Source organism: Flavobacterium sp. (assembly GCF_049240005.1).
Classification (GTDB): domain Bacteria; phylum Bacteroidota; class Bacteroidia; order Flavobacteriales; family Flavobacteriaceae; genus Flavobacterium.
On the sequence record NZ_JBMLTK010000116.1, the window covers coordinates 48,711 to 62,843 of the forward strand.

Sequence of the window (14,133 nt, forward strand, 5' to 3'; positions counted from 1 at the left end):
GTACACGATTCGTGCGCTCAAGCTTAACCACTTAATGCGTTATGAATCTACTAGTTACCAGAATTTTCTAATTACAACGTAACGATTTTGTTTTTACGAACGCCCAAAATCAACAAGAAGTCTTCCGCAGCGAGAGACTTCCTAAAGCAATCCATCATGGTTCAGAACTACAAGTATATTAGTCCGTTTAAGATTTTAATTGCTTTCCATAAAATAATTGAAGGTTTAGAACAAATTGCGGTAACCGATGTGAGCTACAGAGCCAATTATGCGAAAGCGCTACTGAATCAGATTGAAGATAAACCCGAGTTTCGAGTAGGCATCGACAAGCTCGATTTCATAGAAAAAAATCAGGAACTCATTCAACATTTGTTGGCCGACCTATTCCCTACCGCACTCACTAACAATGAGATAAAAGCAGCGACGATTCCTTTTTATGATTTCACTTTCAACTATTCGCAACGATTCAAAAAGATTTTAAACGACGTGGAAGCCTCGTTCGATCTCAGTATCCGAAATATGGATGAGCACCAGTTCTTTATCATGAATTGCACGCTCATTTTAAACTTTTACTTCCATCAAAACATCGATTTTGGAAAACCAATATTTTACGACATTCCCGACAAAAACGGCATTCTAAAACACTATCGAATTTTATATAACGTAGATTTTCTAGAGATTTTTCCGACAGAAAATGCCAAGTTCCTCAATCAAACCGAAATCGATGAATTGGTCGACAACTACGATAATCTAGATTTATGGAAAAAAGCTTTTCCAGAGCATTCCTGGATTTTAAAAGGATTTGCAATTGTTTCTTTAGTTGACGTTACCGTGGAAAGTGCCGTCTCTAATTTAAAATCGAATTTGCTAAAATCGGATACCGAAAAAGCGGAGTTGGGCGAAAGTTTTGAATCTATTTTCAGATCGGTTTTCAAAATTCCTGATTTACGTGTCGGATTTACTTTTTACGATGAAGAGGAAGATTTATTTTTGAAACCACCTTTTAACGACGAAAAACTCCACAGCTATATACTGCTCAACGAACAAGAAGCCGACTGTAAAAACGCACTTTGCGGCTGTTCGTATCAACATTTGATCGAAGATAAAAAGCCATTCGTTATTCCTAATGTTGCCGAATATACCGCGGAACCAAACAACCTAAACTTCGCGACTCATCTTATTAATCAAGGAGTTCAGAGCTTTTTGCTCGCACCTGTGATCAAAGACAAAAAACTCTTGGGATTACTCGAATTAGCTTCTGCAACCGGCCGTGCGCTAAACTCGGTTAACGCAAACAAGTTGGAACTAATTTTGCCATACTTGTCGGATACCATTGAAAAAAACAACAGCGACATGATGAATCAACTTGAGGCTATTATTCAAAAAGAGTACACCTCGATTCACAAAAGTGTTTATTGGAAATTTAAAAAGGAAGCCAAGAATTACTACTATTCGAGCAGCGCTCGAGAGGATTACAACTTTAAAGAAATTGTTTTTAAAGAAGTGTATCCGCTGTATGGACAAATCGACATTAAAGGATCGTCAGAGAATCGAATCAGTGCTATTGTTGCCGACTTAAAAGCACAGATTAATCAGATTATTCAAATTCTGGATGTGATAAACGCGGATCGGAAGATCAGTATCATTGAAAAGAAACAATTCGAATTGACCAGCTTTCTAGAGGAACTCGAGCAGCCTTTTAAAAGCGAATTAGAACAAATCATTCATCATTACATTGAAACCGAAATTCATACATTTTTGCAGAATTCGGCTTCTAATCAAGAAATAAAAAGTCGAATTGAAGCGTATTTCGAGAAAATCGACGTAAAAACGGGAATTTTTTATCAAACGCGAAAAGATTTTGAGGATGCCATTATGAGCATCAACAAAAAAATGGCCGCCATTTTAGATGCCAAACAAGAACAAGCCCAAGAGATTTTCCCGCATTATTACGAACGCTTTAAAACCGATGGCGTAGAACACAATTTGTACATCGGCGCGTCGATTGAGCCTAACCGGGAATACAACGAAATGTATCTCCAAAATTTGAGACTTTGGCAACTCGAAACGCTCTGTGAGATGGAACTAGAACACCACAAGTTAAAAAGTTCATTACCATATCGTTTAGACGTAACCTCACTGATTTTAGTGTTTAGTTCTCCCATTTCAGTACGTTTTCGGATGGATGAAAAACGCTTTGACGTAGATGGATCGTACAATGCACGCTACGAAGTAGTTAAGAAGCGAATCGACAAAGCGTACGTGAAAAATTCGAACGAACGAATTACTCAAAAAGAAAAAATTACGATTGTATATTCAAATGCAGCCGAAGAAAAAGAATACATCAAATACATCAAATATTTACAGCACAAAAATATACTTGAAGACGACATTGAGAAATTAGAAGTCGAAGATTTACAAGCCGTTACTGGTTTAAAAGCACTGCGCGTTAAAGTAAAACACCAAGAAAACACACTTGTTCTGCAAGCCGAAATCTTTGTTAGTAATTTACTTAAAGAACGTCTCGACTCTAAATTCTCGTATCACAATTTAGAACATACTAAAAATGTAGTTGCGGGTATAGAAACGCTTTGTAAAGCTGAAAATTTAGATACCAAAACATCAACTATCTTACATTTAGCGGCTTGGTTTCACGATGTTGGCTATGTTGAGTGCACAAAAGGACATGAAGAAAAGAGCGTGGCTATAGCCCGCGAATTCCTTCAAAACAAACAAATAGCAAACGATATTTCCGATAAAGTAGCCGAACTAATCATGGCAACGCAGTTTGATTATACGCCAATAAACCAACTGGAATACATTATTAAAGATGCCGATAATATGCATCTTGCCAATCCCGATTATCCGCATACGTTAGAATTGCTCAGAAAAGAATGGGAATTGTCTGGCGATAAGGCATTTTGCGACAGAGATTGGTATCGACTAAACATCGATTTTCTGAAAAATCATAAATACTACACTTCCTACGCCCAAGCGAATTGGCAAAAGTTAAAAGAAATAAATTTGGATCTCATTCAACAACAACTACAAAACTACACAACACATGGAAATCAATAATCCGAAAGAAAATGCAAGCGCGCCAACAATTTCTGTCGAAAACGAAAAACCCAAAAAGAAAGATAAAAGTCAGAAGTCAGAGCGAGGTATTGACACCATGTTTCGAACCACGCTCAACAATCACAACAATCTGAGCGGATTAGTCGACAATAAAGCAAACATTTTACTTTCTGTAAATGCCATAATTATCTCAGTTTCACTAACAACAATCATTCCTAAACTCGACAATCCTTCCAACGCGCACTTAATTGTTCCGACCTTAATTCTTGTTGTTTCCAGTGTTTTTGCAATAACTTTTGCCATTTTGGCCACTCGTCCTAACATAACCGGTGGAAGCTTTACGCGAAAAGAAGTTCATGAAAAAAAGGTAAATCTGCTCTTTTTCGGTAATTTTTACAAAATGCCTTACGAAGACTACAGCTGGGCCATGAACGAATTGATCAAAGACAAAGATTACGTTTACAATTCGATGATAAAAGATTTGTATCATCTAGGTATCGTTTTGGAAAAGAAATACCGATTGTTACGCATCGCCTACACCATTTTTATGTTTGGTATTATAATTTCTGTTATTGCATTTTTAATTGCTTTCCAATCGAGATAACGCCACTTTTATGAAAAAAGTTATCCTGATTCTTTCATTGCTTTCCATACTAATTCAAGCTTGTGCCACTTACCAGCCGCAGCTTAATGAGAAATACATTCAAGAAGTAGGTAAAGAAAATGAAAAAATAGCCCATACGTTCTTCCTTGTTGGCGATGCAGGGAATGGTTTGTTGAAAGATAGTTTACCAAGCGTTAATGCGCTTATCTCTAGATTAAAAAAAGCGGACAAAAACAGTACGCTTATTTATCTGGGCGACAATATTTATCCCTCGGGCATGCCCGCAGATACTGCTGTCGCGAGAAAAGACGCAGAGAACAAACTTCAAGAGCAAATTGATGTCTCGCAATCATTCAAAGGAAAAACGGTTTTTATTCCGGGAAATCACGATTGGTACAGTCAAGGAAATGAAGGTTTAAAAAGACAGCAAGAATATGTGGAAAAACAACTCGGGAAAAAATCGTTTTTGCCCAAGAACGGTTGTCCGTTGGAAAGCATCGATATCACCGACGACATCACGCTAATAATCGTTGATTCTCAATGGTATATCACAAATTGGGATAATTACCCAACAATCAATGAAAGTTGTGAAATAAAGACTCGAAATCAGTTTTTAGATGAATTTAGAAGCGAAATAAAAAAAGCGCGCGGCAAAACTACCATCATTGCCATTCATCACCCGATGTTCACCAATGGTTCTCACGGCGGAAAATACGCTTTCAATAGTCATCTTACTCCCATTCCAATTCTAGGAAGCTTGAAAAACCTGCTTCGCAAAACAACCGGAGTGAGTAATGCCGATATTCAAAACACGCATTACAACGAACTGAAAAAGCAATTGGTTGCCGCCGCACAACACAACGAAAATATTGTCTTTGTTTCCGGCCACGACCATAATCTGCAATACCTCATCAAAAACGATATTCCACAGATTGTCAGCGGATCTGCTTCAAAAGTATCGCCAGTAAAATTAAGCGATGGTGGAATCTACGGACACGGAGTACCTGGATTTGCTGTTTTACAAGTCTTTGAAAACGGACGTTCGGAAGTACAATTCGTAAACGCAAAAAATAATACCGTTGAATTTCAAACAACTGTAATTAAGCCAAAACAACAATCGTACACAGTTAGCGCAGTTTCGAAGTTTCCAGATTCTATTCAAACGGCAATTTACACGGAAGCCGAAACAACAAAAAGCAAGTTCTACCAATTTCTTTGGGGAAATCGTTACAGAAAATACTATAGCACACCTGTTACCGCAAAAGTAGCAACCTTAGACACCTTGCTTGGCGGATTAACGCCCGTGCGGAAAGGTGGAGGAACACAATCGCGATCGCTACGCTTGAAAGCCAAAGACGGCAAACAGTATATTATGCGTGCGCTCAAAAAAAGTGGTGCACAGTACATTCAAGCGTCGCTGTTTAAGAATCAATACGTTCAGAAAGATTTTGAAAATACAGCTTCCGAAAATTTGGTAAAAGACGTTTTTACAGGTGCGCATCCCTTTGCGCCGCTCGTTGTAGCTGAATTATCTGAATCGTTGAATATCAATAAATTAAATCCTAAATTATACTATATTCCCAAACACGAAGCGCTGGGTGCTTTTAGTGCAGAATTTGGCGATGAACTGTATCTGTTTGAAGAACAAGCCTCCGACGGTAGTCTTTCCATAAACGATCCGAACTTTACAGGCGCCGTTTACAGCACTTACGATGTGTTTGAGAAAATTCACGAGAATGAAAATCAGGTGGTCGACGAAAGGGAATACATCAAAGCCCGACTTTTTGATATGTTGATCGGCGATTGGGATCGACATCAAGATCAATGGCGTTGGCTCGAATTTAAAGAAGCTAATAAAATCGTTTTTAAACCTTTACCTCGCGATCGAGATCAGGCATTTTCAATCATGTCCGACGGTTTTGTACTCGGCGCAGCTGTTCGTTTAATCCCAATGGCCAAGCTTCTACGAAAGTATGAAGCCGATTTAACCGACGTTAAAGGCTTTAATTTAGAACCATTTCCGCTCGATAAAGCATTTATCCGCCATCTGAACAAAAACGACTGGAACGAACAAGTAGCGATTATTCAAAATTCGATTTCCGACGAAGCTATCGATGAAGCATTTTCAGCCATTCCCAAAGAACTAAACGACGAATCGGTTTCCAAATTGAAAGATTTATTGAAAAAGCGTCGAGCCAATTTGCAAAAAATAGCCGATCGTTACTTTCAATTTCTTAGTCGTTACGCTGTCATTACCGGAACCAACAAAAAAGACATCATCCGCATTCGCAGTTTGAACAATTCTGAAGTCGAAGTTTCTATGCAACGAAATAAAAAAGATAAGAACGGAGAAACGTACTATAAAGAAGTTTTTTCGGCAAGCCAAACGCGCGAAATCTGGATTTATGGTCTCGACGATGACGATGTTTTTGAAGTAATTGGAAAGAGTAAGCAAATAAAAATCAGACTCATTGGTGCTCAGAATAACGACACCTATATTGTTCCGAACGGAAAAAATGTGGTGATTTACGATTACAAGTCTAAGAAAAACGACGTCGATCTGGCAAAGAACGCAAGTCTGCGGCTAAGCGATTCCTACAATGTAAATACGTTTGATTTTAAGAAAGTTAAAAAATCTCAAAACCAGCTGATTCCGATTTTAGGTGCAAACCCAGACGATGGTTTAAAAGTGGGATTCAACAACACATTTACCAATTATGGTTTCGAACGCAACCCGTTTACAAGCCAACATCAACTCAAAGCAGCCTACTATTTTGCTACTTCGGGTTACGAAATCTTGTACCGATTCGAATTTGCAAACGTCATAAAAAATATAAATCTCGAAGTAAATACCGGATTGCAAAGTCCGAATTTTACCTTAAACTTTTTTGGCTACGGAAACGAAACGCCCAACTTTGACGATGATTTCGGCTTAAATTACAATCGGGTAAAAGTTCGGAGTTTATATGTCAATCCGCAGTTAAAGTGGAAAAGTCGTTCGGGCGTTGCATTAAGTGGCGGCGCATTATATGAAAACGTGGAAGTAAATAACACCAGAGGCAGGTTTGTGGAAAACAATACGCAATTACCAAGCTATTTATTTGACGAAGTACAGTTTTTGGGAACTCATTTTGCTTTTAATTTTGAGAATTACGACAACAATGCCTACCCAACTATTGGAATGAAAACCAGTGTACAAATCGGACACAAAAGCAATTTAGATAACAACAGCAGAAGCTACAGTTACCTAATTCCGGAGTTTAGTTTTACGCACAAACTCGACGCCCAAGGAAAATGTGTACTGGCTACCAAATTAAAGAGTCATATTAACTTTGGAGACGATTTCGAATTCTACCAAGCGGCGTCTATTGGTGGGAACGACGGCTTGCGCGGATATAGAAATCAGCGTTTTATCGGAAAACAATCTTTTTATCAAGATACAGATATTCGCTACAGCTTTAGTTCGATGAAAACCCGACTCATTCCGATTCGACTAGGTGTTTTTACTGGATTCGATTACGGGCGCGTCTGGTTTCCAGAAATCGATTCCGAACAATGGCATAACTCGTACGGAGGCGGATTTTTCATCAATGGAGCTGAATTACTTTCCGCAAACGTCGGATTATTTCATTCGTCAGACGGTTTTCGAGCCGCATTTTCATTAGGTTTTCAATTTTAAAGCTATGCATACCTTAAAAAATATCGTTTTACTCGCTGCGCTCACGGTGTTTCCTTCTTGCGAAACAAAGAACGAAGCTGTGGTGCTCAAAGAAATAGCTCAGTTACCGAAGGAGCTGAAAGAAATTTCGGGAATTGCCTTTTCAAATCAAAAACTTTATACGCTCGAAGACAGCGGAAATCCGAATGAAATTACCGTAATCGATACACTAGGTCGAATTTTACAAATAAGTCAGATAAAAAATGTTACGAATACCGACTGGGAAGATCTGTCGTTTGATACCCATGGAAATTTGTACATCGGCGATTTTGGAAACAACGACAACGACAGAAAAGATTTGGCAATTTACAAGATTGAAAAAAACGATTTGCAAAAGAAAGAAATAGAAACGTCGTATAAAGTGTCTTTTTATTATCCCGAACAAAAGGATTTTCCGCCAAAGAAGAAAGATTTACTTTTTGATGTCGAAGCCTTTTTTGAGTATCAATCGCATTTTTATTTATTTACGAAAAATCGAAGTAAAGGATTCGACGGCAGCAGCTATGTGTATAAAATTCCGAACACAGCCGGACACCACGAGGCCAAACTTATCAAAACCATAAAAACCTGCGGAGATTACCACAATTGTGCCATTACCAGTGCCGCAATTGCGCCCGACGGATCGAAGTTTGTGCTCCTCTCCCACTCCAAACTGTGGTTATTCGACGCGTTTCCACCAGAAAATATAGCCGACGGAAAAATGTCGGAAATCGACTTACAACATTACTCGCAAAAAGAAGCTGTTTGTTTTAAAAACAAGAGTCAAGTTTTCATAGCCGACGAGCGTGTCAAAAAAGTGGGTGGAAATTTATATGAAACGACGATTAACGACTGAAAGCGGTTTTGCAGGAAATGTAAGCAGTCGTCTGTCAGATTTCATAAAAATGGCTACATAATTTAGTTACAATTTCCTTTTTAATCTGATATCAATTTCGCGGTCAACAAAATTCCATTCTTCGGATGTCCGGAGTTTTAGTAGTAAATCTTCGAATTCGGCTTCGTGCTCGGGAGCATATTCAAACCAAGTTAAGAAATCGAAAGGTTCTTTTAAATCTCTGCAGTGATACAATCTTCTTGCAATTGCCGGAAGGTATTGCAGGCCAGTTTCGGTATGATGCGACTGATTTTCAAAGATTATTCGGCGTTCATCTTGTGCTAAATTCCACCAAGCAGAGTTTTTACGAATCGGTATCAAAGCCGCATAAATGGCTTCACTCCTTCCCAGTTCGGCTTGAATAGCAGTAAGCTGCTCTTTTTCATGCTTTTCGGTGTACCGCAGGTGACTTCTTACTCCCTTTAATGTCCAGGCACCCTGATTCTCTTTCTCTAAAGTACTTTGAATAATACGAAGGTGCGAAATCGGTTGCAAAGGATTCCCACAAATTGTTTCTATAGACCTAACTTCCCATTCGCCGTAAGATCCACCAATAAAGTCAAAAATTGTATCCATAATCTTTAATTCAATTCATTTCGTAGTTCGAACAGCAGTCGTTAATCAAATATTCGGCTATGCCTCCCGCAAATGCACCTTTACTACCGCCGCCGGAAATAACCAATGTTTTCATATCAAACCAGTTTTGATAAGTCGCGTACATCGACTTCTCGCTTTAGTATTTTTTTGTAAGCGATAAGATCCTTTAATGGCTGTACTTTCACTTTTCGCCCGAAAAAGGTCATTTCTCTTGCTTCGTCAAGATTCGTTTCAATCTTAATGGAATCAGCAATGTAGAAATCTTCAACTGCATTAATATCTACCGTTACTCCATTGAAATTCAATTGTAAAAGCCAAATGCTAAACTCTTCGTCTTGATAAATTTTTGTGGGTAACGCTATGTGATCGTAAAATGCCTCTTCTATTTCTGGCAAATATTCTAGATGAGTTTCTAGATCTATATCGTGTAGTTTCCAAGCAGAGCCATACAAGTTGCCCGCTAAACCTCCGGTAATTTGGTAGGGGATTTTTCTATCTTGAAAAAAATCAATCATTCTAAAAACAACTTCCAGCTTTTCGTTTGTAATGATGTTTGCCGATATGCGCATACTTCTACTTTTTTAAATCAACTCAAAAGCACTTTTACGCTCACTTGTAAAAGCACTTTCGAGTGATCAAATCAACAAATCAATAAAAAAACCTTATGAACAAATTCGTTAGAATAGACCTAGTGAAAAATCATTACCGCTTCGATTGTTTATAATAAAAGAAGCATAAAACGATTTACTTATTTGTATTTCAATTATTTAAAATACTTTCAGGAATTTATCTTTTACAAGTTTGCTTTTGCTAACCTTAAACGATTTAATTTAACTTCTTATAAAAAATAACTTTATCGTCGCCTTCATCCCAAAAGTGGGGCAATACTGCCTGTGCTGTATAACCAATTTTATGATAAAATGCTCGCGTATTGTCGTATCTCGGTTGGCTAGAAGTCTCCACAATTAAAACTCTTTTGCCGGCTTCCAAGAGTAACTTCTCTATGTACGACATCATTTCTTTACCAATTCCTTTTCCTTGATATGCACCGTGTACCGCAATGGCGTAAAGATTAAAAGTTCCGTTGGTAAACTTTTCAGGTACGCAATAGCCAAGTGCAATTGGCCTGTCGTTAAGCATGTAGGTGAACCAAATATCTTCGGAATCGGGATTAGTGAAATAATCGGAAATCATATCATCAAGATATTCCGACGGAAATAACGCACTAGAATCTAATACTTCCTTTAATCCTTCAAGATGAAATTTTGTTACCTTTTGCACGTTTGATGTTATCAATTACAAAAATCTTTAAACTGTTTTTGGATAATCGATTACGTTGTAAAGCGATTTCTGGGTAGCTTCATTCAAGATTGAATACTCCTCGATGGCTTGAACGATATCGACTGCAACTTCTTTTTTAGATTTGAGCGGAAAATGATCCAAATACAATTCCTTACTCAAAATCGAAACTTTATTCGTGTCGTGTCCGAATCCTTGATTATGCGTTGGAGAGTTGATCACAATCAAATCAAAGTTCTTCTTTTCTAATTTCAATTTTGAATTGGTTAAGACATCGTTGGTTTCAAGAGCAAAGCCAACAGACTGTTGAAACCGTGTTTTTACTTTCCCAAATTCAAAAGCTATATCAACATTCTTCTTCAATTCTAAAAAGCACGACTCCTCAATTTTTTTAATTTTTTCTTCAGAAGTCAATTTCGGACTATAATCGGCAACAGCGGCAGCAAAAATGGCAATATCGCAGCTCGAAAAGTGTTCTAAACAAGCATGATACATTTCATTTGCCGTTTTAACAAAAGTGATATTCTCTTCGGGAAAAGAACTGTTTAGGCAAACCGGACCACTAATGAGAACAACATCAGCGCCTAATTCATGAAGTGTTTCTGCGAGTGCATAGCCCATTTTTCCGCTCGATTCATTGGTAATGTAACGTACTGGATCTAGGTATTCTCGAGTTGGACCTGCCGTGATTAGAATTTTTTTATGAATTAGTGAAGATCTCATTTTGTTTGAATTTTTGGATTGTACTACTTGCTTGTTAATTTTAACAATTGTAAAACTATTGTAAAGCTGAGAGTGCTTTTGTCAAGTAGCCGACATTTCGCCTCAATTACTTATAAATTGTCGTAATCGATGTATGTCGAATAGTCCGTAATCCACCAAGTTAGCAATACTAAAAAAGCGACGCTAAGAAAATAATTACGAGAAAAATCGCTTTCAACTTCTCCTAGAAAAACAGCAAACCCAACGAGAACGAACGGAACAATTAATTCGATTAAGCTGTGTATTTTTATTGGTATAAAACGAAGCAGACCCAGTTCAAAGTTCGTTAAAGCGGTAACGAGTAAATGAATGCCTCCTAAACTGGCGGAAGCTATGGCAGCTTTTTCTTCTAATCCGAGTACAAAGGGTGCTATCCATAAGATTCCAACAAACAAATAGTCTATAATGCCGTGTACTTTTGTGTTTACTAAATTCATAATTATCCTTGTTTTTTTAATTTCGATTTAAAAACTTTCTGAAACTTTTCTACTTTAGGTTGAATAACCAATTGACAGTATCGGTTGCTTTTGTTGTTCTTGTAATAATTCTGATGATAATCGTCGGCTTTGTAAAACTGTGCTAAGGGCTCGACGCTTGTAACAATCGGATCATCAAACACTTTGGCTTTTGTTAAAGCCGCAATTATATTTTTCGCCGTCGCTTTTTGCGCAGCATCCTTGTAGAAAATTGCCGAACGATATTGTGTGCCTACATCAGCTCCTTGCCGATTAAGTGTTGTTGGATCGTGAACTTCAAAAAATACTTGCAAAATCTCTTCAAGATTGGTAACTGTTTTATCGTAAGTGATTTGCACAACTTCTGCATATCCGGTTCTGCCAGATGAAACTTCTTCGTAACTCGGATTCACACCTTTCCCACCGGCAAAACCCGAAACGACCGACTTAACGCCATTTAAATCTTCATAAATTGCCTCGACACACCAATAGCAGCCGCCACCGAGCGTAATCGTATCCAGATTTTCATTGTTTTTCTTCTGTTGAGCAAATGCTCCTAACTGCGCTATCAAACAAATAGCTGTTATAATTTTTTTCATAATGTTTAATTTTTAGGGAATATTTCAGATTGAGATGCGGTAAGAATGGCTCCAGTATCCGATTTTTGAAGGTAGGCTACTACGGTAAAGTCGGTCGATGACCACTGCGGATTAAAGTTAAACGTAACCTCACGCTTAGCATTTACATCATTTGGTACGGTTATAAAATCAAAAACAATATTGAAGTTGGTTTGTTGTAAACCTGAGTTTTCGCCTCGTTTTATATTGGTTACCGATTTCTTCTTCACCACAGCCAAATTTACCACCGTGTTTGCAAGAGCGTCGGTATCAAAATCGATTTTTAATTGGTTGTTAACTAAAACTGCTTTTGTAATTCGTATCTCGTTCTTGCTAGGTACTTTTAACTGCTGATCAACTAGAATTTTAATCGCATTTTTGTTGCTGCCAACTAATTCATGCGTACCATTAATAATTAGCTGCGGCGTGTAATTGCTGGGGACATGAAGCAATCGCTCGTAATTATGCTGCCGATTTGAAAACTGAGCTTTACTAAACGGATCTTTCCAACCGATGTAATTCCAATAATCAACGTGAAACGCTAAAGGAATGATTTTTGGATTATTTAATGCAGCATACGTTGCCAAAACTTCGTCGGCTGGCGGACAGCTACTACAACCTTGCGACGTAAAAAGTTCCAAGACTGCAAATCCCGGTTCAGCTTTTTTTTCGTTTTGATTTTGACGGTATTCTTTTAAAGAAAAGCTGCATAAAACCAGAAACATGACAATCACCATTGCTACGAGCACGGTTTTGTAAATCGAATTATCCATTCTAATTATTTTTTAGAATCAGGAATAAAATCGAGCGCAATCGAGTTCATGCAGTAGCGTTTGCCAGTAGGTTCCGGACCGTCGTCGAAAAGGTGTCCCAAATGGCCGTCGCAGCGTCCGCATAGCGCTTCAATACGCTGCATACCGTACGAATTGTCATTCTTGAAAACTATGCTCTTAGAATTGGCCTGTTCGAAAAAACTTGGCCAGCCGCACTGACTCGAGAACTTTGCACCCGAGCGAAACAACTCAAAGCCACAGGCTGCACAATAGTACGTGCCCTTAACATCGGTTTCCCAGTATTTTCCGGTAAAAGGTCGTTCTGTATCGGCCAATCGAGAAACAGCATACAAATCAGCAGGTAGTACGCGCTTCCATTCTTCATTAGAAACACGTAGTTTCTTGGTACTTGTATTGGAGTAGTATGGATTATACGGCTTACTAATCGTATCTTTTATAAAAGAATACGAAACCGATTTTACGGTAGTAGTGACAGGCTCATGAACAACGCCGCCTAAAGTCGAGAAAGTTGTTAATGATCCAATAATCAGCAATAAAGCGAGGCTTAGTTGAACATTGATTTTTTTCATCGTTTATAAATTTTAATGAAACAAATTTATAGCGATGTAAAAAGGTCAAATGTCGGGTACTTTACAATTTAGCCAAATTGTGAATAGATTAACGTTTCTTAAAAACGTTGGCAATAAATTTTGATAATCAAGTATTTAAAGAAGTAAATCAAAAAAACTCAGGTAATTTGGCCAAAGCCTACTTATCTGATTTGTTTTCCCGCTCCAAACGATAAGTTTTTCCCCATTCACCCATCGACTGTAATATGGGAGCCAACGTAAACCCAAACTCGGTAATGGTGTACTCTACTTTCGGCGGAACTTCGGCATAAACTTTTCGGTGGATGATACCGTCGTCTTCCAACTCTCTTAATTGAGAGGTTAGCATCGATTGCGTGATTCCTTTTACCGATCGTTTTAATTCACCAAAACGAGCCGGAGAAGTTTGATAAATAGCATTAATCAAAATCGGCTTCCACTTTCCTCCAATAACATACATCGTTGCAGTAACAGGACAGCTTTTTTCATCAAAAACAATATTTCTTTCATTCATAAATAACTGATTTTCAATATTAGTATTGTTTAAAATTGTATGTACTAAATAAAACAGTACTTGTATAAATTAATTTAGGTATTTAATTTTGAAGTACAAATATAAATTGAAATACATTGAAAAAACAAACAATTTACGAAACAGCCGTAACAAGCTCAGCAGGTAGAAACGGCCACGCCAAATCATCCGATGGTTTATTGGATCTTGACATCCGATTTCCCAAAGAAATGGGAG

At 37.9% G+C, this 14,133-nt stretch carries 13 protein-coding genes and 1 pseudogene; 4 read left to right on the top strand and 10 right to left on the bottom strand.

The features are described from left to right. The first annotated feature begins 156 nt into the window (after positions 1-156). Genes ACOVQQ_RS11785 through ACOVQQ_RS11800 form a run of 4 tightly spaced genes read left to right on the top strand, consistent with a single transcriptional unit; the run spans position 157 to position 8,235 of the window. The gene (locus ACOVQQ_RS11785) at positions 157-3,078 is read left to right on the top strand and encodes an HD domain-containing protein (RefSeq protein WP_421818371.1); all 2,922 of its coding nucleotides are present in this window, start codon (positions 157-159) and stop codon (positions 3,076-3,078) included. Next, positions 3,065-3,682: a Pycsar system effector family protein gene (locus ACOVQQ_RS11790; protein ID WP_421818372.1), complete on the top strand. Its 618-nt coding sequence runs from the start codon at positions 3,065-3,067 to the stop codon at positions 3,680-3,682. The genes ACOVQQ_RS11785 and ACOVQQ_RS11790 overlap by 14 nt, the downstream gene beginning before the upstream one ends. 10 nt (positions 3,683-3,692) lie before the next feature. Continuing rightward, positions 3,693-7,361, top strand: coding sequence for a metallophosphoesterase (locus tag ACOVQQ_RS11795; RefSeq protein ID WP_421818373.1), 3,669 nt, complete (start codon positions 3,693-3,695; stop codon positions 7,359-7,361). Positions 7,362-7,365: 4 nt separating this feature from the next. Then, positions 7,366-8,235: a hypothetical protein gene (locus ACOVQQ_RS11800; RefSeq protein WP_421818374.1), complete on the top strand. Its 870-nt coding sequence runs from the start codon at positions 7,366-7,368 to the stop codon at positions 8,233-8,235. A 66-nt stretch (positions 8,236-8,301) separates the two neighbouring features. Here the strand turns inward: ACOVQQ_RS11800 and ACOVQQ_RS11805 are convergent, their stop codons facing one another. From ACOVQQ_RS11805 to ACOVQQ_RS11850, 10 genes and pseudogenes are all read right to left on the bottom strand, one after another. Continuing rightward, on the bottom strand, positions 8,302-8,850 hold the full coding sequence (locus ACOVQQ_RS11805) for a chlorite dismutase family protein (RefSeq protein ID WP_421818375.1): 549 nt from the start codon (positions 8,848-8,850) through the stop codon (positions 8,302-8,304). Positions 8,851-8,866: 16 nt separating this feature from the next. After that, positions 8,867-8,965: pseudogene (locus ACOVQQ_RS11810) on the bottom strand (patatin-like phospholipase family protein); the annotation flags it as partial. Between the two features lies 1 nt (position 8,966). Continuing rightward, complete coding sequence (locus ACOVQQ_RS11815) at positions 8,967-9,440, bottom strand: nucleotidyltransferase (protein WP_421818376.1); 474 nt, start codon at positions 9,438-9,440, stop codon at positions 8,967-8,969. A 256-nt stretch (positions 9,441-9,696) separates the two neighbouring features. Then, on the bottom strand, positions 9,697-10,152 hold the full coding sequence (locus ACOVQQ_RS11820) for a GNAT family N-acetyltransferase (RefSeq protein WP_421818377.1): 456 nt from the start codon (positions 10,150-10,152) through the stop codon (positions 9,697-9,699). Positions 10,153-10,179: 27 nt separating this feature from the next. After that, on the bottom strand, positions 10,180-10,893 hold the full coding sequence (locus ACOVQQ_RS11825; RefSeq protein ID WP_421818378.1) for a phosphopantothenoylcysteine decarboxylase: 714 nt from the start codon (positions 10,891-10,893) through the stop codon (positions 10,180-10,182). Between the two features lie 110 nt (positions 10,894-11,003). Next, positions 11,004-11,369: a hypothetical protein gene (locus tag ACOVQQ_RS11830; RefSeq protein ID WP_094485438.1), complete on the bottom strand. Its 366-nt coding sequence runs from the start codon at positions 11,367-11,369 to the stop codon at positions 11,004-11,006. Between the two features lie 2 nt (positions 11,370-11,371). After that, positions 11,372-11,986, bottom strand: coding sequence for a peptide-methionine (S)-S-oxide reductase MsrA (gene msrA, locus ACOVQQ_RS11835; RefSeq protein WP_421818379.1), 615 nt, complete (start codon positions 11,984-11,986; stop codon positions 11,372-11,374). A gap of 5 nt (positions 11,987-11,991) precedes the next feature. Beyond that, on the bottom strand, positions 11,992-12,777 hold the full coding sequence (locus ACOVQQ_RS11840) for a DUF1223 domain-containing protein (RefSeq protein WP_421818380.1): 786 nt from the start codon (positions 12,775-12,777) through the stop codon (positions 11,992-11,994). A 5-nt stretch (positions 12,778-12,782) separates the two neighbouring features. Further along, positions 12,783-13,367: a peptide-methionine (R)-S-oxide reductase MsrB gene (gene msrB / locus ACOVQQ_RS11845; RefSeq protein WP_421818381.1), complete on the bottom strand. Its 585-nt coding sequence runs from the start codon at positions 13,365-13,367 to the stop codon at positions 12,783-12,785. A 178-nt stretch (positions 13,368-13,545) separates the two neighbouring features. Next, positions 13,546-13,899, bottom strand: a complete 354-nt coding sequence (locus tag ACOVQQ_RS11850) for a winged helix-turn-helix transcriptional regulator (protein WP_421818382.1) — start codon at positions 13,897-13,899, stop codon at positions 13,546-13,548. Positions 13,900-14,133: the final 234 nt, after the last annotated feature.